This window comes from Lysobacter sp. ISL-50 (assembly GCF_018612875.1).
GTDB lineage: Bacteria > Pseudomonadota > Gammaproteobacteria > Xanthomonadales > Xanthomonadaceae > Lysobacter.
This window is the reverse complement of sequence record NZ_JAGGRI010000020.1, coordinates 319174-336272: the sequence shown is the minus strand read 5'-3', so window position 1 is coordinate 336272 and position 17099 is coordinate 319174. Positions and strand designations below refer to the sequence as shown.

General features: G+C 66.5%; 15 protein-coding genes. 8 read left to right on the top strand and 7 right to left on the bottom strand.

Going from position 1 to position 17099, the window contains the following annotated elements:
- Positions 1-6: 6 nt before the first annotated feature.
- From J7J50_RS13730 to J7J50_RS13720, 3 genes are all read right to left on the bottom strand, one after another.
- Positions 7-921: a DMT family transporter gene (locus J7J50_RS13730; protein ID WP_215058676.1), complete on the bottom strand. Its 915-nt coding sequence runs from the start codon at positions 919-921 to the stop codon at positions 7-9.
- A complete protein-coding gene (locus J7J50_RS13725) occupies positions 918-3017 on the bottom strand; it encodes a glycoside hydrolase family 36 protein (RefSeq protein ID WP_215058675.1) in 2100 nt (699 codons plus the stop codon). Before J7J50_RS13725 ends, J7J50_RS13730 begins: the two co-directional genes overlap by 4 nt.
- A 265-nt stretch (positions 3018-3282) precedes the next feature.
- A complete protein-coding gene (locus J7J50_RS13720) occupies positions 3283-4062 on the bottom strand; it encodes a DeoR/GlpR family DNA-binding transcription regulator (protein WP_215058674.1) in 780 nt (259 codons plus the stop codon).
- Positions 4063-4190: 128 nt separating this feature from the next.
- On the opposite strand from J7J50_RS13720, the gene J7J50_RS13715 reads away from it, so the two are divergent.
- Positions 4191-7040 carry a TonB-dependent receptor gene (locus J7J50_RS13715; RefSeq protein WP_215058673.1) on the top strand — a complete coding sequence of 950 codons (2850 nt, stop codon included), beginning with the start codon at positions 4191-4193 and terminating at the stop codon, positions 7038-7040.
- Here J7J50_RS13715 and J7J50_RS13710 read toward each other — a convergent pair.
- The gene (locus J7J50_RS13710; RefSeq protein ID WP_215058672.1) at positions 7024-8019 is read right to left on the bottom strand and encodes a hypothetical protein; all 996 of its coding nucleotides are present in this window, start codon (positions 8017-8019) and stop codon (positions 7024-7026) included. The two genes, J7J50_RS13715 and J7J50_RS13710, sit on opposite strands and share 17 nt — an antisense overlap.
- A gap of 197 nt (positions 8020-8216) precedes the next feature.
- Between J7J50_RS13710 and J7J50_RS13705 the strand changes: the two genes are divergently transcribed.
- The 6 genes from J7J50_RS13705 to pgm all read left to right on the top strand — a co-directional run bounded on the left by J7J50_RS13705 (position 8217) and on the right by pgm (position 13072).
- A complete protein-coding gene (locus J7J50_RS13705) occupies positions 8217-9095 on the top strand; it encodes an NAD(P)-dependent oxidoreductase (RefSeq protein WP_251044079.1) in 879 nt (292 codons plus the stop codon).
- Between the two features lie 66 nt (positions 9096-9161).
- Complete coding sequence (locus tag J7J50_RS13700) at positions 9162-9557, top strand: hypothetical protein (protein ID WP_215058671.1); 396 nt, start codon at positions 9162-9164, stop codon at positions 9555-9557.
- 49 nt (positions 9558-9606) lie between these two features.
- Positions 9607-9798, top strand: a complete 192-nt coding sequence (locus tag J7J50_RS24835; RefSeq protein WP_251044081.1) for an FAD-dependent oxidoreductase — start codon at positions 9607-9609, stop codon at positions 9796-9798.
- The gene (locus J7J50_RS13695) at positions 9747-10502 is read left to right on the top strand and encodes an NAD(P)/FAD-dependent oxidoreductase (RefSeq protein ID WP_251044149.1); all 756 of its coding nucleotides are present in this window, start codon (positions 9747-9749) and stop codon (positions 10500-10502) included. The genes J7J50_RS24835 and J7J50_RS13695 overlap by 52 nt, the downstream gene beginning before the upstream one ends.
- Before the next feature lie 392 nt (positions 10503-10894).
- A complete protein-coding gene (locus J7J50_RS13690) occupies positions 10895-11350 on the top strand; it encodes a PA2169 family four-helix-bundle protein (protein WP_215058670.1) in 456 nt (151 codons plus the stop codon).
- A gap of 75 nt (positions 11351-11425) precedes the next feature.
- Entirely contained in the window at positions 11426-13072 is a 1647-nt protein-coding gene (gene pgm / locus J7J50_RS13685; RefSeq protein WP_215058669.1) for a phosphoglucomutase (alpha-D-glucose-1,6-bisphosphate-dependent), read from the top strand.
- A gap of 48 nt (positions 13073-13120) precedes the next feature.
- Here the strand turns inward: pgm and J7J50_RS13680 are convergent, their stop codons facing one another.
- Together J7J50_RS13680 and J7J50_RS13675 are read right to left on the bottom strand one after the other, a co-directional pair.
- Complete coding sequence (locus J7J50_RS13680) at positions 13121-13483, bottom strand: hypothetical protein (protein WP_215058668.1); 363 nt, start codon at positions 13481-13483, stop codon at positions 13121-13123.
- 23 nt (positions 13484-13506) lie between these two features.
- The gene (locus J7J50_RS13675; protein ID WP_251044083.1) at positions 13507-14502 is read right to left on the bottom strand and encodes a trypsin-like serine protease; all 996 of its coding nucleotides are present in this window, start codon (positions 14500-14502) and stop codon (positions 13507-13509) included.
- Between the two features lie 895 nt (positions 14503-15397).
- Between J7J50_RS13675 and J7J50_RS13670 the strand changes: the two genes are divergently transcribed.
- Positions 15398-16159 (top strand): glycoside hydrolase family 16 protein, encoded by a 762-nt coding sequence (locus J7J50_RS13670; protein WP_215058666.1) that lies wholly within the window; start codon positions 15398-15400, stop codon positions 16157-16159.
- 180 nt (positions 16160-16339) lie between these two features.
- On the opposite strand, the gene cobA is transcribed toward J7J50_RS13670, so the two are convergent.
- Positions 16340-17095, bottom strand: coding sequence for a uroporphyrinogen-III C-methyltransferase (cobA, locus tag J7J50_RS13665; protein WP_215058741.1), 756 nt, complete (start codon positions 17093-17095; stop codon positions 16340-16342).
- Between the last annotated feature and the right edge of the window lie 4 nt (positions 17096-17099).

Genomic DNA, 17099 nt, shown 5'->3' with positions numbered 1-17099 from the left:
CGTCTCTCAGGGCGTGCGCGGCGGGGGTTCGCGTTCGGGCTCCAGCACCATCAGCAGCGAGGCCGCCAGCGCCAGGATCAGGCCGGCGATCTTCAGCGGCCCGGGCACGACGCCGGCGAACAGCAGCGACAAGATCGCGGTGATGAGCGGGGCGCCGGCGTTGGTCAGCGGCGCGACGACGATGGCCTTGCCGTAGCGGAAGGCGTAGACCAGCGCCAGCGCGCCGATCGCGTTGAGGATCTGGATGCCCGCGGCCATCCACGGCCCGTCCAGACCGAGGTTGACGGGCTCGGTGCGATCGGTCATCGCCCACGCCGCCGGCATCAGCAGCACCGCGCCGAGCATCATGTAGAAGAAGATGCTCTCGGCGCCGACGCTGTCGTTGGCGCGCTTGATGAAGTAAGCCTGCAGGCCCCAGGCCAGCATGATCAGCAGCGACAGCGCGAACCAGCCCAGCCCGCCGCGCGTGCCGCCTTGCCCGAACGACAGATCGAACAAGGGCAGCGCCAACAAGGCCAGGGCGATGCCGGCCGCGCCGAGCCAGCCGGTGCGCTCGCGCAGCAACAGGAACGACAAGGCGATGGTGATCACCGGCGACAGCGACACGATCGGGAAGACGAAATACGCCGGGCCGATGGTCAGGGTGTGGAACAGGATCATCTGTCCGCCCGCGCCGAGCAGGCCGATGGTCATGCCGTAACCGATCGCGCGCGGCGTCGTGTCCAGCGCCCGGCCGTTGCGCCACAGGACGAACACCGCCGGCGGAATCAGGGTGAGCGCCCACACGCAATACACCAGCGTGTCCGGGAAGCCGTGCTGCGCCGACAATCCGGACAACGCGCCCCACACGCCCCACAGCACCACCGTGGTCAGCGCGTAGAGCAGCCAGCCGCGGCGCGATGGGTCGAGGCGCGCGCTCATGCCGGCTCCGCGACGGGCGTGGCGCGCAGCAGCAGGAAGCGCTCGAACTTCGCTTCCAGCACATTGTCGCGCGCGTCCACGCGGCCCAGCTCGATGTCGTTGAACAGGTCGTGGACGCGATAACGCGCCTTGCCCAGGCCGCGCAGTTGCAGCGGGCCGCTCCACGTATCGGCGTAGAACGCGTAGTACATCGCGCCGTCCTTGGCGATGGCGTGGGCTTCGGGCTTGTCGAAACCGATGTCGTACAGCGCGCCCAGATAATCGCCCTTGGGCAGCATGTGCTGTTTGTAAAGATCGACCCAGCGCCGCCACAGCGCTTCTTTCCGATCGGTAAGCACGTAGCCTCCCGGCGGCGGCGGTTGCAGCATGGGCCGGTCGCTGTCGCGCGGCCAGGTGAACTTGCTGGAGATCACCGCGCCGATGCCGACGCTGGAAGCGAAGTCGTCGCCGCCGTCGCTGAGTTCGACGTGATCGCCGGCGTAGCTGCTGCCGCGGCCGATCAGCGCCTTGACCGTCTTGCCCTTGCTGCGCACCTGCCAGGACGAGAGCGGATCGGACGATGGGTATTGATCGGTGGCGGGCAGGTTATGAAAGGCGAAGGCGGTGCCGCAGGGGCACAACTCGACCACGGCTTGCGGATTGATCTGATGCGCGGCGCGATGGATCGCCAGCCAGAAATCGGCCAGTTTTTCGCAGGATTCTTTCGGGTGCGCGTGCTTGTGCGCCGGGTTGTAGCACGGCGCGACGGCGTTGAGATGCTGGCCGTCGAGCTTGACGCCTTCGAAGCCCCAGTCGCCGATCACTTTTTGAATCAGAGCGACGTAGTAGTCCACCGTCGGCTGATAGGCCGGGCACTGGGTGAAGGCGTTCCACCAGCTGACTTTCTGCACCGAGCCTTCGCGGTCGAGCAGCAGCATGTCGGGGCGATCGTGCAGCACGTCGCTGCCCGGATCGGCCGCGAGCGGCGCCAGCCACAAGCGCGGACGCAGGCCCTGCGCCTTGATCGCCTGCACGAACGCCCGCATGTCGTCTTCGCCACGCGGAAACTTGCGCGTGTCGATGCGCCAATCGCCTTCGTTGGTCTGCCAGCCGTCGTCGAGCACGGCCCATTCGAAGCCCAGTTCGCGAACCTTGGGCAGCGTGCCCAGTACTTGTTCGGTGGTGAATTCGCGCTCATAGCCCCAGGCGCACCAGATCGGTGCGAACGCCGATTCCGGCGCGGCCGGCGCGGCGATGCGCTGGTCGCGCATGAAGCGCTGGTAGTGGAGCAGCGGCGCGTAGTGGTCGCCGTTGTGCACGCACAGCATGCTGCGGTCGGTGGTCAGCGTTTGCCCGGGCGCCAGTTGCAGGTCCTGCCGGCATTCGACCCCGATGCTGGCGCCGGCGGCGGTCTTGCGCACTGGCAGATCCAGCAGGCGTGGCTGCGCTTCGACGTGGCCCACGGCCAGGCCGATGTCGCGCCGCCAGATGTTCGCCACCGGCGTGCCGCCGCCGTAATCGGACGCGGCCATCGACAAGGTGTTGCGTTGATCGAAGCCGTCGCCGAGCGCTTGCACCCAATCGCGCCGGTCTTCGTGAGTGGCGCCGAAGAAACTCCAGAAGCCGCCCGGCGCGTCGGCCAGTTCGTGCGCGGCGTTGCGCCAGCCGCGCACCGCCAGCGCCGTGCTGCCGGTGTTGCGGTAGCGAACCTGCAGCAGAGCCATGCCGGGATAGCGCTCGTAGAAGCTCAACTCGACTTGTTTTTCGATGCCGGTGTCGGAGCGGCCGCTGACGATGTGGCGGTGGCCGGCGCCGTGCAGCGGGTCGCGCAGGCTCTCCACGCGTTGCGCGGCGAATTCGAACTCCTCCAGCGCGCCGCCTTCGACCAGCAGGCTTTCGCTGGCCTGATACGGAGTGAGGGCTTGATCGCGGAAGGCGATGCAGGTGCGCAGCGATCGATCGAAGCCGATCGACAGGCCGCCGCCCTGGGCCTGCGCGCGTTTGTCCGCGGCGGCGCCTTTGCCGGCTGCGGTCGCGCCATTCGGCCAGGGCAGGGCGGCCCAGGCCACGCTGCCCGATGCCAGCTTCAGAACGGTACGGCGTCCAACTGGCGGCATCGGCGGGCTTCCGGAGGCGGTGCGGATCATCCTGCGCCAACGGATCGGGCCTTGCAATACTTTTTGTTTCGTTTTGTTGTTTTTAAGTTTCGATTGGGGTGCTGGTGGTCGCTGCGAGTGACCCGGGCGCCCGCGGACGCGGCCGCCCGCGATCATTCAGAGGCGCTGAACTCGCTGCCGCGGCGGCCCCGCACGCGGTGGCTTACGCGACATCGACTGCGTATGCGCAATGGGTTCCGGCCATCGGCCGACAGCCACCCCGGCCTCAGGCAAGCAACAACTCAAACCCCAATTGCTGGCTGGCCTGGCGAATATCCTCCGGCGCCCCGGTATCGGTGATCAGCGTGGTCAGGTCGCCGACCGAGATGATGCGGTGCAGGCAGATCTTGCCGAACTTGGAGCTGTCGGTGATCGCGACCACCACCCGCGCGGCCTCGACCATCTTGCGGTTGAGCATGGCCTCGGGTTCGTAGTGGGTGGTGATGCCGCGTTCCAGATCGAAGCCGTCCACGCCCAGAAACAGCATGTCCACGTGCAGCGCGCCGAGCGCCTCGACCGTCAGCCCGCCGTAGAAGGCCATGTTCTTGCGCCGCAGTTCGCCGCCCAGCATGACGATATGGATATTGCTCTTCGGCGCCAGCGCCGACAGCACGCCGAAGTCGTTCGTGACCACGGTGACCTCGATATTGGGCATCGCCTCGGCCAACTGGATGGCGGTGGTGCCCGAATCGATGGCGATGGTGTCGCCGGCCTTGACCAGGGCCGCGGCGCGCTGGCCGATGCGGCGCTTTTCTTCGAGAAACACCGTGCGCTTGGCCTCGTACGGCGGCTCGGCCTGGGCGCCGCCGACCACGCCGCTGTCGATCGCGCCGCCGTAGGCCCGCGCCATGACGCCGCGCTCGGCGAGGTAGCGCAGATCCTTGCGCACCGTCTGCATGCTCACGCCGAAACGCGCCGCCAGCGCCGCCACCTGCACGCTGCCGTGCTGGCGTACAAGCTCGCTGATCTGCAGGCGTCGTTGGCTCGTGTCGCGGGTGGCCGTCATATGAAGCTCCTTGGTGAGACGAAAGTATGCAATATTTCGTTTGCTTTCGGTATTGATATAAAACGAAACGTGATATAGGCTCGATTTCGTTTGTTATCCATTGCCGCCGCCCGTCCCGAGGACCGCCCGTGAAGTCTGCCCACTTGCACCGGAACACGCTCTTCTGCGGTATCGCGCTGGCCCTGCTGCTGCCGCGGCCGGGTCTGGCCCAGGAGGCGCCGGCGGCGAAGCCGGTCGGCGCCGACGCTCAGGACGGGCAGGTCGCGGCCAACCAGGACGAACTCAGAACTCTGGACTCGGTGGTGGTCACCGGCGTGCGCGGCAGTCTGGCGCGCGCGGTCGAACTCAAGCGCGACGCCGGCACCGTGCAGGATTCCATCTCGGCACTGGAGCTGGGCAAGTTCCCCGACGACAACGTCGCCGATTCGCTCAGCCACATCACCGGCGTGTCGATCTCGCGCACCGCCGGCGGCGAAGGGCAGAAGGTCAGCGTGCGCGGCCTGGGCCCGGAGTACACCCTGACCACGTTCAACGGCCGCATCCTCGCCACCGACGGCGCCGGCCGCGATTTCGCCTACGACGTGCTGCCCGCCGACGTCATCAGCGGCGCCGATGTGATCAAGGGCGCGCAAGCCTCGCTCACCGAAGGCGCGATCGGCGGCCTGGTCAATCTGCGCTCGGCCAGTCCCTTCGACCAGAAGGGCCAGCACGCGATCGTGCGCCTGGAAGGCGATCGCAACCTGATGTCGGACCTCGACGGCGGCAAGTTCACCGCGACCTACAGCAACACCTTCGCCGGCGACACCCTCGGCATCCTGCTCGGCGCGGTGTACGCGCGGCGCAAGGACCGCACCGACATCGCCGGCAACGACGGCGGCTGGACGCGCAATCCCGATCCGAACGATCCCAACTGGCTCAGCGGCAACGCCTGGGGCGGCAACATCGATCCCAACGGCAACGGCGAGCTCGACCCGGACGAATACGGCCTGATCGGGCCGGGCCAGTTCCGCGTCGGTTCGATCCTGGAAGACAAGAAGCGCACGGCCTTCAGCGGCAAGCTGGAATGGCGGCCCAGCGAGAATTTCCGCGTGGCGGTGGACGGCCTCAAGACGCGCCTGGATTCGCCGCAGGTGGGTTACCAGCAGTCCTACTATCCGCTGTTCGCGCCCGGGCGCTGGTCCGACATCCACGTGCGCGACGGCATCGTCACCGGGTTCACCATGAACAATCCGGACCCGGAGCTCAGGCTCAATCCGGAGTTGCTCAACACGACTTCGCATCGCGTGGTCGACACCGATCTGTACGGCCTCAACGCGCAGTGGAAGGTCAACGAAGACCTGACCCTGGCCGGCGATTTCTACCGCTCGACCTCGCGCCGCTATTCGGGCGGGCAGGACACCTACGCGGTGCTGCGCATGAACCAGCCGAACAGCGCGCGCATCGACTTGAACGGCTCGGCCGTGCCCAATGTCTCGGTGAAGTTCGACGACGGCCGCGATCTCGTCGATGGCCTGGCCAGGGGCCAGTTCGGCGCTTCCGACTTCAACACCCACTACCTGGAACTGCGCGGCGACAACATCAGCGACGAGGTGACCGGCGGGGCGATCAGCGGCGAGTGGTTCGTCGGCAAGTCGGTCTTCGAGCGGCTGCGCTTCGGCGTCAACTCCACCGACCGGCGCAAATCGCGCGATCTGGTCAACAACACGCTCAATGGTGGCGCCGATTATTACTCGGTCGATAACGCCATCAACGTGGGCGAGCTGGGCGGCAACGTGCTGTCGCATACGTTTTCGCTGCCCGAATTCATGCACGGGGTGAACTCGACGTTCCCGCGCACTTTCCTGGCCTTCGACGTGCCCGCCTACCTGCGCCAGCTGCGCGCTTACGACGGGCACCCGCGTCCGGACGGCGAGCCCTACGACTACGCCAGGGCGGCGCCGGCCTGGAACCCGCTGGAGAGTTACCGGGTCAGCGAAAAAACCAACACCGCGTATCTGCAGGCCGACTTGTCCGGCGAGAAATGGAGCGGCGATATCGGCGTGCGGCTGGTGAAGACGCGCACCACCTCGCGCGCCTGGGACGCGAAGATCCTCAGCATCGCCGAGAACGGCCCCTTCAACTACACCGCGCAATACGCCGCGCCGACGCCGATCGCGCAGAAAGGCGACTACACCTTCGTGCTGCCGTCGGCGAACTTCACCTGGCATTTCAACGAAGACCTGCAATTGCGGCTGGGCGCGGCCAAGACCATGGCGCGCCCGCCGGTGGACAAGCTCGCGCCGACCAACACCACCGCGAGCGTGTCCTACGGCGAGTTCACGCAAACCTACGGCGGCAATGTCGATCTCAAGCCCTACAGCGCGCAGCAGGCCGACGCATCGCTGGAGTGGTATTTCTCGGACAAGTCCATCTTCAACGTGGCGGTGTTCTACAAGCGCATCGAAAACCAGATCACGACCAGTTGGGAACCGCAGCGCGACATCGGCGTGCCCGGTTATCTGTTCAACGTGACCCGGCCGATCAACGGCGACTACGCCAAGGTGCGCGGCCTGGAAGTGGGGCTGCAGCATTTCTGGGACAACGGCTTCGGCTTTCGCGCTCAGTACACGCGCAATCGCTCCAAGAGCTGGGTGGCGGGCGAGGAGCGGCCGCTGGAAGGCATCGCGCCGGCGACCTATTCGCTGGGCCTGATGTACGAGAAGGGGCCGTGGTCGCTCGGCGCCACCGCCGATCACACCCAGGCCTACGTCACCGCGATCAACGTGCTGGGCACGGGATTCAACGAAGAAGCCGACGCCATGACCTGGCTCACCGCGCATCTGTCGTATCAGGTGAACGAACGGCTCAGCCTGTCGCTGGAAGGGCAGAACCTGCTCGATGCGGAGGAAACCTCCAGCATCAACGGTCATCCCCTGCTGTCGCAGAGCTACAGCCGTTACGGGCGTTCCTTCAACGTGGGCGTCAGCTTCCGGTTCTGAGCGCCGCCACGCCGGCGCCGTCCCACCACCTGAGCACCCGCAAGGCGCGCAGCGTCAGCCAGCGCGAGGGCCGGCCCGGGCCCTCGTCCATGTCGAACCAGACCCGGCCGCCCGGACTCCAGTCGAGCGGCCAGGTGCCGTCGGGCGAGCGCCGGCCGCGCAGGTGTTCGACGGCTTCGTGCAGGCGCTGATCGGGCTCGCTGCCGGTGAGCGGCGCCGCGGCGCGGAAGTAATCCAGTGCGCGCAACACGTCGTAACGCCAGCGGTTCGGATGCAGGAACTGCAGGAAGCGCGGATCGGCCGGCTCGCCGGTGCTGAGGCGGCGGAACAGATGACGGCGCAGCAGATACTCCTCGCCTGAGCGCCTCGCCTCGCGCGACTCGGCGCTGCCGCCGCAGGCGCGTTCGTATTCCAGCAGGCCTTCCAGGACATTGAGGGTGGTGGCGAACGAAGAACAGCGCGAACCGTTGCAACGCTCGCAGTTCCAGCCGCCGTCGTCGAGCCGTTCGCCGAGCAGCCGCGCGACGATGGCCGAGACATCGACGCCGAAATAAGCGCCGTCGGCGACGGTGCGGCCGTTGATGCATTCCTCGACTTCGCCGCTCCAATACGGCTGGCCGCCTTCGTCCCAGCGCGAATGCGCGCCGACCAGCTCGACCGTGCGCCGCGCCCGTTCGCAGGCCGGGTCCAGGCCGAATTCGCGCAACTGGGTCAAGGCAAAACACGTCGCCGTCCACGGTTGCCCGCGCTGTTTCCACTGCTGCGAATCGAAACCGGCCGGCACGAACGCGCCGCCGTCCCATTGCCCGTCCGGGTCCTGCGCCGACAGCAGCCGCGCGCCCCAGCCCTCGTGCTCCACCTTGGCCCGTTCGGCCTGCCATGCCGGCTCGGGCGCGTCGAGCAGATCGCGCATCGTCTGCCACCGGATCGCCGGGTCGGCGTCGAGCAGCCAATCGATCACCACGTTCGGGTCGGTCATGGGCGGGCCTTGCAGGTGGAAGGGTGGGCGCAGCTTGGCCGGGGTATTTAACCGCAGGAAATCCTTCGGCGCGATGCACGTGTTCAGCCGGCTCGCAGCGTGGAGGCTTATTCGCAACGCAGTGTGTACAAATATTCAACCTGATCGGCGCCGGCATTAATTAAGCTTGCAAGACCGCGCCCCCATCGGAGAACCGCTTGGATACCGACATCGGCTTCATCGGCCTGGGCGTCATGGGCCGGCCCATGGCCTTGAATCTGGCCCGCGCCGGGCTGGCGCCGATCGTCTGGAATCGCTCCGAGCCGGCGCTTGCCGTCCTGCGCGAGGCCGGTGCGCGCGTCGCCGCGAGCACGCAGGAGTTGTTCCGGCAGGCGAGCGTGGTGTTCCTGATGCTCGCCGACGAAGCGGCGATCGACGCCGTGCTGGAACGCGCCGACGGCGTGGTCGGTGCGAACGTCCACGGCCGCATCGTGGTGCACATGGGCACGACCTCGGCCGAGTACTCGCGCGCGCTGGAAGCCGATATCCGCGCCGCCGGCGGCGCCTACGTCGAAGCGCCGGTGTCGGGTTCGCGCGGTCCAGCCGAACAGGGGACCTTGGTCGCGATGCTGGCCGGCGAAGCCGCGGCGGTCGAGCGGGTGCGGTCGTTGCTGGCGCCGATGTGCAGCCAGTCCTTCGTCTGCGGCGCGGTGCCCGACGCGCTGTTGATGAAGCTGTCGGTGAATCTGTTCCTGATTTCGCTGGTCACCGGCCTGGCCGAGTCGGTGCACTTCGCGCAGCGGCACGGTCTCGATCTGAACCTGCTGCAGGCCGTGCTCGATGCCGGCCCGATGGCCAGCCAGGTATCGCGGGTCAAGCTCGGCAAACTGACCCAGGACGATTTCAGCGTGCAGGCGGCGGCGCTGGATGTGCTCACGAACAATCGCCTGATCGCCGAGGCGGCGCGCGCGGCCGGCATGGCTTCGCCCTTGCTCGATGTCTGCCATGCCCTGTTCGGCGAGACGGTGAAGCTGGGCCATGGGCAGGAGGATATGATCGCGGTGCTGCGGGCGATCGAGGCGCGCTCGGGCGTGTGAGATGCTTGCATTCGCTCAACCCGGCCGCGATGCGCGAGGGCTCCGACATTGAAATCCGTTTCGATCTTGCTCCTGCTGTCCGTCCTCTTGCCCGGTGCCGCGTTCGGCGGCGACATCAAGCTGCAGGTGGATAAGCAGTTCGATCAATGCATGCGGGAAACCAGGAAGGACAGCGAGCAATGCAGCTTCGGCGGTTGCGGCAACATCGTCGGCGCCTGCTACGAGCGGCAACTGGGCACCATTGCCGCCGCGACCGAGCCGCTGGCGAAACGGTTGAGCACGGGGCGATGCGCGCAGGCGGCGGCATCGGTCGCGACCGACATCGACACGCTGGATTCCAGATTGAAATCGCTGCCGCCGCTGGACAACACCTGGAACGGCTATGAGGTTCAGGTCGAGGTGGCGCTGCTGAAGCGCAAGGTCATGAGCGCGATCGCGAAAGAATGCGGGAGCGATCCCTGATCGCGACCGGCGCCGGGTTCGCAACCGCATCGGAAGACGGGACGAGGGCATGCAAACGATCGAAGTCGTGGTCATAGGCGGCGGGCCGGCGGGATTGACCGCGGCGACTTACCTGAGCCGTTTTCATCGTTCCTGCATCGTCGTGGACGCCGGCGACAGCCGCGCCCGGCGCATTCCGGAAAGCCATAATTGCCCCGGGTTCCCGACGGCGTGTCCGGCCCGGAGCTGCTGCGGCGCATGAAGACCCACGCCATCGATGCCGGCGTGGCGTTCGAACAGGCGATGGTCGATGCGGTGACCCGCACGGACGAAGGATTTCTCGTCGTCGCGGGCGAGCGATCCTGGAACGCCCGCGCCGTCGTACTCGCCACCGGCGTGAGCGATGTCCTGCCGGATGTCGATTGGGCCGAACAGGCGATCGCCTGCGGCGCGCTGCGCCTGTGCTCGGTCTGCGACGCCTACGAAGCGACCGATCTGCGCATCGGCGTGTACGGCCCGCGCGAAGCGGTGGCTTCGCACGCCCGCTTCCTGCGCAGTTATTCGGCGCATCTGGCGTTGTTGCCGACCGATGAGCCGTTCGAAGACGACTTCGCGCTCGCGCCCGGAGACGACACCGTCCGGGTATTTCCGCCCGGAGGCGAGCTGTCGTTCGACGGAACATACTGCCGTTATCGCGCGGCCGATGGCGCGGAGGCGGTTTTGGATACGGTGTATCCGTTCCTCGGCAACCAGACCGCGCATCCTCTGGTGGTGTCCGCCGGCGCATGGCCCGAGGAACCGGGCGAGACCGTGGTCGATGAGAACCAGATGACGCGGGTTCCGGGCTTGTACGCCATCGGCGACATGGTCAGCGGTCTGAATCAGATTTTGGTCGCGGTCGGGCAGGCGGCCGTCGCCGCGACTCACCTGCATAACCAGTTGCCGTTCGCGCCGCGCGCGAAGTAAGCCAGCGCGGCGTCAGCGCCTGGACGATCCGCGTCTGGCCAGCCGCGTCCGGTTGGCGCAGACGGTGCGCGCTGCCGGCTTGAGTCCTTCGGCCAGAACGGGGGGCGAGGGCGACATCGGATGAACCCGATGTTCACTCGCTGTGACGCGATCGCTCGTGCATGAAGAGGCAGCGACGCCGCGCTGAACCGTTCAGGACTTCGTCGTCGGACTTCATGCGCGCCGCGCGTGAGATCGCCCCTCCGATCGCATCGCGCATTGCATGAACGCCGATATCGCATCGTCGTTTCGAACAACGAACAGGTCACGAGGCCTTAATGAGCCTTGGGAAATAGTCGTTTCCACATGGCGAATACGCCGTCCCGTTTCGACCGCAACCTCCAGGAGTTCCAATGAACAACCAGGCCCAGATTGCGCACAACCTCAACGATCTCATCGAGATCGCCCGCGACGGCAAGGACTTCTACGACGAAGCCGCGCAGAAGGTGAAAGACGCGGAGCTGTCCGCGCTGTTCGTACGCATCGCCGGCGTCAAGGCCGATATCGTCGACGCGTTGAGTTCGGCGGTGGTCGCGGCCGGCGGCAAGCCGGCCGAACACGGTACTTTCGTCGGATCGATGCAGCAGTTCTACGGCAAGGTGCGGGCGACCCTGGGCGATACGCAGTACGGCTACGTGGCCGAGCTGGAAGAGTCCGAGGACCGTCTGTTGAAGGCCTTCAACGATACGCTGAGCGATGCCGACACACCCGCGCCAGCACGGGCCGAAGTCGAGCGCCTGCTGCCGCAAGTGCGCGAATGCCACAAGGTCATGAGCCTGCGCAAGCAGGCCTTGAAGGCGGCCAGCTGAGCCGGTCCATGTTCGCGATCGCGAAGGGTGAGGCGCGTTGCGTCGCGTGAAACCCCAGCCTGTACCATCGAGCGTATGAGCCAGATCGTCAGCCCATACGCCGGTAAAGCGGCGCCGGCATCCACGCTGGTGGATGTCGGCAAGCTGCTGGCGGCGTATGCCGATCTTCGGCCCGATCCCTCGGTGCCGGCGCAGCGCATCGCGTTCGGCACCTCCGGGCATCGCGGCAGTTCGCTCGATCGCAGTTTCAACGAGTGGCATATCCTGGCGATGAGTCAGGCCATCTGCGATTACCGCAAGAGTCATGGCATCGACGGCCCGCTGTTCATCGGCCTGGACACGCATGCGCTGTCGCTGCCGGCGTTCGACAATGCGCTGGAAGTGCTGGCCGCCAACGGCGTGGACACCATGATCGCCGCGGGCGGCGAGTTCACGCCGACGCCGGCGATATCGCATGCGATCCTGGTCCACAACCGCGGACGCAGCGCCGGTCTGGCCGACGGTATCGTCATCACGCCGTCGCACAATCCGCCCGACAGCGGCGGCTTCAAGTACAACGCGAGCAACGGCGGACCGGCCGGCACCGCCATCACCCAGTGGGTGCAGGACCGCGCCAACGCGCTGATCGAGGCCGGACTGGACGGCGTCAGGCGCATGCCGCTGGCGCGGGCGCGCAAGGCCGCCAGCACGCGCGAACACGATTACCTCAACACCTATGTCGCCGATCTGGCCAACATCATCGACTTCGACCTCATCCGCGCCGCCGGCGTGCATATGGGCGTCGATCCGCTGGGTGGCGCCGGCGTGCACTACTGGGCGCCGATCGCGGAACGCTACCGGCTCGATCTGACTGTCGTCAGCGACACGGTCGATCCGCAGTTCGCCTTCATGAGCGCGGATTGGGACGGCAAGATCCGCATGGACCCGTCGTCGAAGTACGCGATGCAGCGCCTGATCGGCTTGAAGGATCGATACGACGTCGCCTTCGCCTGCGACACCGATCACGACCGCCACGGCGTGGTGACGCGCAGCGCCGGGCTGATGGAACCGAACCATTATCTGTCGGTGCTGATCGACTACCTGTTCCAGCATCGCCCGCGGTGGAGCGAGCGCGCCGCGGTCGGCAAGACCGTGGTCACCACCGCGCTGATCGACCGCGTGGCCAGGCGCCTGGGCCGGAGATTGTTCGAGGCGCCGGTGGGATTCAAATGGTTTTCCGACGGCCTGCTCGACGGTTCGCTGGGGTTCGGTTGCGAAGAGAGCGCCGGTGCCTCGTTGCTGCGCCGCGACGGCACGGTCTGGGCGACGGACAAGGACGGCATGGTGCCGGCGCTGCTGTCGGCGGAAATCACCGCGCGCCGCGGCGAGGACCCGGGCGCGGCGTATGCGCGCCTGACCGACGAACTCGGCCAGCCCTTCGCCAGCCGCGTCGACGCGGCCGCAACGTCGGCGCAGAAGGCGAAGTTGGCCAAGCTCTCGCCGGACCCGTTGCGCACCGACCGCGTCGCGGGCGAGATGATCGAACGGGTATTGAGCGCGGCGCCGGGCAACGGCGAACCGATCGGCGGCATCAAGGTCGTGACCGCCGGCGGCTGGTTTGCGGCGCGGCCGTCGGGCACGGAAGCGATCTACAAGATCTATGCCGAGAGCTTCAAGAGCGAAGCTCACCTGCAGACGTTGCTGCGCGAGGCGCAGGGCATCGTCGATGCGGCGCTGGAGTGATCGCGAACCGCCGCGGCCGCGCACGCAACTGCGAAACCGGCCGCGCCGCTAGCGTAACTGGCCGGTTCGGGGCATGCGGTTGAGTTCGTCGATCACTCTGCGCGGCGCGCGCAGGCGGATCTGCACCGGAAAGGATTCCTGCACGACGACGTCTTTCACCACGCCGCTTTTTTCCAACGCCATGACCTTGGCCAGCACCGGGTCGGGAGATTCCGCGCTGCCGACGATCAGCGCGCTTTCCAGCGGCTCGCGATCGACGGCCGCCGGCTGGGGCGGCTGCTTGTTGTCGAGGCCGCAGGCCGCGAGCAGCATCAGTGTCGCGATGAAGACCGGTTTCATCATGGCCGCCTCGGATGTTGGCGAAGGGACGGGAACGTGGCGCACCGTCGTTCCGGTGCGCCACGCGGGCATTGGCTCAGATCGACGCGGCCCGATCAAGGATACGTGCTGATCCAGTTCTGCAACGTGTTGTAGACCGTGCTGGTGATCCGGGTTCCGCAGTTCTGGCTGGCCGAGCCGGTGGTGTGGATGCCGCGGACGTTGACGCCGCCGTCGCTGGCGATGCCGCTGCCGCTGTTTCCGCCGGCGGTGTCGATGGTGTAGCACAGGCGGTAGGAACCGCTGGTGCCCACCGATCCGGAGTGCGTCCACATCGTGCCGAGCGGCTTGTCGCCCGGATAACCGCTGATGGTGTGGGTGCCGCCGGAGTAGGTGCCCCAGCCTGAGTTGCCGCCGTGCGGCGCCGAGCTGAGCACGATCAGCGCATAGTCGTAATTGCTGTCGGCGCTGTTATGCCACGCGGTGGTGGTGACGGCGCGGGCCCAGGACGTGGTGCCCCAGGGCTGATAGCTGCCGTTCTGGGCGGTGGTGAAATTCAGGGCGGAATACCAGGTGCCGGCGCCGTTGGACACGCAGTGGCCCGCGGTGAGCACGTGCTTGGCCGTGATCAGCGTCCCGGTGCAACCGATGCCGATGCGCCCGATATGCCAGTACGGCGAGGCGACGGTGTTCGACACCTGCACGCGATTGTCCGCGCCGATGACGACTTTCGGCGTGACGCGGCCGTCTTCATAGAGGGTGGGGAAGGTCGGCGGCGTGCTGAACGAGGTGGCGGTGCGGCCGACCGCTTCCAGGTCCTTGATGGCTTTTTCGAAGATGGCGACGTCTTCCGGATTCATCCGGGATTCGTACACCTCGCCGTTGCGCGTGACCATCACCGCGCTCAAACCGGCGGCCTTCTGTCGCGGCGTCTGCATCCGCGCGTCGACCGCGGCGCCGGTTTCCGGCAGCAGACCCTTGATCAGATTGTCGCCGTGGATGAACTTGGCTTTGGCGTTCAGTTTCTTGAATACCGGTTCCTTGGCTTCGGCGGCGTTCATCGCCGGAACGCCGATCAGCAACACCAGACTCAACGCGAGTAGATTTTTCATAACAAGCTCCATGTTGGGGGATAGTCCTAAGCGCAAACGGCCGGGAACCGGCGTTGCGCGTTTCCTGGTTCGACCGCCGCGGCCCGAGTCCGCAGCGGTCTTTGGCGAAACAGCACTTGCGCGTGCGTTTCGCCGGTACAGCCGTCCGTGGCCGTGTTGGCGGCGCGTTTTCAGGCGCGCCGTCGTTCCTTGTGCCGGCTTTCGTCTTTGATCGGACGTGCGGCGCGCGAGCGCGACGCGGAAGAATGCGCACGGCAAGTCCGGTCGAAAGGTGGGGGGGAGGATCGCCGCGAGTCGTTGGTCTGCGCATGCGTCGATGCGCGTTGCAACCTCCATGTCCGCAGAAGAAGTTTCTCCACAAACGTCTACGCATGCATGAGCACGATCAGCAAGCGCGGTTTCCGCAAGCAGCAATACGCCATTGAATTCGTCCGGGACGTGATGCGCACCGCAGATGCTCAAACATGAAGACGCGATCGGCGCATGCATCCGGCCAATCGTTCGCGGCCGTTGCCCGGTGTTTTTCGCGTTGTGTCGCCGGCGCAATTGCAGATGCCTTCGGCGGGGTCTCCGGCGATGCTGAGGGCGCAGATACCTGCATGCACAACGGCGCCCGGCGCTCGATCGCCGCGGCGCGCCGCGCGTGCTGTCGTGCAACACGGCATGAGCCGATGCCGGCGCTTATTACCAACCAGCCCACATCCAGAGTGTGAAGCCGTCCGCGCAAACCCGAGCCTGGAACGAGCGCTCGTTGACAGCGCTGTCATCGCGAGACAGCTTCGGCCGCGAACCTGGCGTGCGGCGGTCATCCGGCGGCGACGCATGAGCCTGTTCGCGCGTTGAGCCGGAGCGGATCGATGGACGTCTTTCACGTTTCCCACGAGGATCACACACCATGAAACAACTGATGAAAGGCATGGTTTTCGCCGTCGCGTGCATGTCCGCCGGCGGCGCCAGCGCGCAGAACTGGCAACTGGCATGGAGCGACGAGTTCAACGGATCGATCGGCCCGAGCTGGGTGTTCGAGACCGGCAACGGCAGCGGCGGCTGGGGCAACAACGAGCGCCAGTACTACCGCCGCGAGAACGCCGGCATCGAGAACAACGCGCTGGTCATCACCGCCCGGCGCCAGGACTTCAACGGCTTCCGCTACACCTCCGCGCGCATGAAGACCCAGGGCGTGCGCACCTTCAAGTACGGCAAGATCGAAGCGCGCATGCGGCTGCCCTCGTTCATGGGCGCTTGGCCGGCGTTCTGGATGCTGGGCGCGAACATGCCGCAAGTCGGCTGGCCCGATTCGGGCGAAATCGACGTCATGGAGCACATCAACAACGAAAACCGCACCTACGGCACCATCCACTGGCGCGACCACAACGGCAACTATGCCCAGTACGGCGGCAACACCGCGCTCAACGTCGCCGACTGGCACGTGTACGCGGTGGAGTGGGACGTCAACGCGATCCGCTGGTACGTGGACGGCGCCAAATTCCACGAAGCCAACATCCAGAACGGAATCAACGGCACGCATGAGTTCCACAACGACTTCTTCCTGCTGCTGAACTTCGCCATCGGCGGCAACTGGCCGGGCTTCAACATCGACGAAAGCAAGCTGCCGGCGAAGATGCACGTGGACTACGTGCGCGTGTACCGGCGCTGATGGTTTGAACGACGGCTGCGACGGCGTGGCGCCGCCTCAGGGCGGTCACGCTGTCGCGGCCGGGCGTGTGCGGGCGTGTGCGGGCGGCGCCCGCGATACCGCGCCACGCGACCCACGCGCTCGCCGTTGCTTGGTCGGTCGTCGGCCGGCTCGGCCACGGCAGATCGCAGCCGGGCTCAATCAGCCTGTAAGCGCCCGCGGATTTTCTTTGCCGGCGCGCGGGTTCGAGGCAACTTCCTCATGCGCTTGCGCGACTGCCCGCCCGACCAGAATCACGCCCGGGCGTTCCGGCCAGGTTTTATCCGATTGTTCAGATAATTGATCCAGAGTCGCGAACAAACGCACTTCATCGGGAAGACTCGCCGATTGCACGATCGCGGCGGGAGTATCGGCCGGCAGATGACGCAACAGCGCCCGCGCCAGCGATTGAATGCGGGTCATGCCCATATAGATAACCAGCGTGGTTCCGGTGGCCGACAGCGCGGCCCAGTCGGGCTCGCCGTGATCGTGCGTGTGCGCCGTCACGAAGGTGACCCCATGGCAATGATCGCGATGGGTCAGCGACATGCCCAACGCCGCGGCGGCTGCGAAGCCGGCGCTGACGCCGTTGACGATCTCGACCTCGATGCCGGCCTGGCGCAGGAACGCGATCTCTTCGCCGGCGCGCCCGAACAGCAGCGCATCGCCGCCTTTCACCCGCACCACGCGTATTCCTTGCATCGCATAGCGCCGCATCAGGCGGCAGATGAAGGCCTGCGGTGTCGAACGGCAACCGCCGCGCTTGCCGACGCGCACGATCCGCGCCCGCGGCGCCAGTTCGACGATACCGGGCGCGACCAGATCGTCGAGCAACACAACCTCGGCGGCGGCCAGGGCCTTGGCCGCCTTGAGCGTGAGCAGCTCCAGGTCGCCCGGGCCCGCCGACAACAACACCACTTTG

Bases quoted from the DNA above. Each gene is read 5' to 3' on its own strand.
- J7J50_RS13730 (WP_215058676.1), bottom strand. From the start codon at position 921: ATGAGCGCGCGCCTCGACCCATCGCGCCGCGGCTGGCTGCTCTACGCG.
- J7J50_RS13725 (WP_215058675.1), bottom strand. From the start codon at position 3,017: ATGCCGCCAGTTGGACGCCGTACCGTTCTGAAGCTGGCATCGGGCAGC.
- J7J50_RS13720 (WP_215058674.1), bottom strand. From the start codon at position 4,062: ATGACGGCCACCCGCGACACGAGCCAACGACGCCTGCAGATCAGCGAG.
- J7J50_RS13710 (WP_215058672.1), bottom strand. From the start codon at position 8,019: ATGACCGACCCGAACGTGGTGATCGATTGGCTGCTCGACGCCGACCCG.
- J7J50_RS24835 (WP_251044081.1), top strand. From the start codon at position 9,607: ATGCAAACGATCGAAGTCGTGGTCATAGGCGGCGGGCCGGCGGGATTG.
- J7J50_RS13690 (WP_215058670.1), top strand. From the start codon at position 10,895: ATGAACAACCAGGCCCAGATTGCGCACAACCTCAACGATCTCATCGAG.
- pgm (WP_215058669.1), top strand. From the start codon at position 11,426: ATGAGCCAGATCGTCAGCCCATACGCCGGTAAAGCGGCGCCGGCATCC.
- J7J50_RS13680 (WP_215058668.1), bottom strand. From the start codon at position 13,483: ATGCCCGCGTGGCGCACCGGAACGACGGTGCGCCACGTTCCCGTCCCT.
- J7J50_RS13675 (WP_251044083.1), bottom strand. From the start codon at position 14,502: ATGAAAAATCTACTCGCGTTGAGTCTGGTGTTGCTGATCGGCGTTCCG.
- J7J50_RS13670 (WP_215058666.1), top strand. From the start codon at position 15,398: ATGAAACAACTGATGAAAGGCATGGTTTTCGCCGTCGCGTGCATGTCC.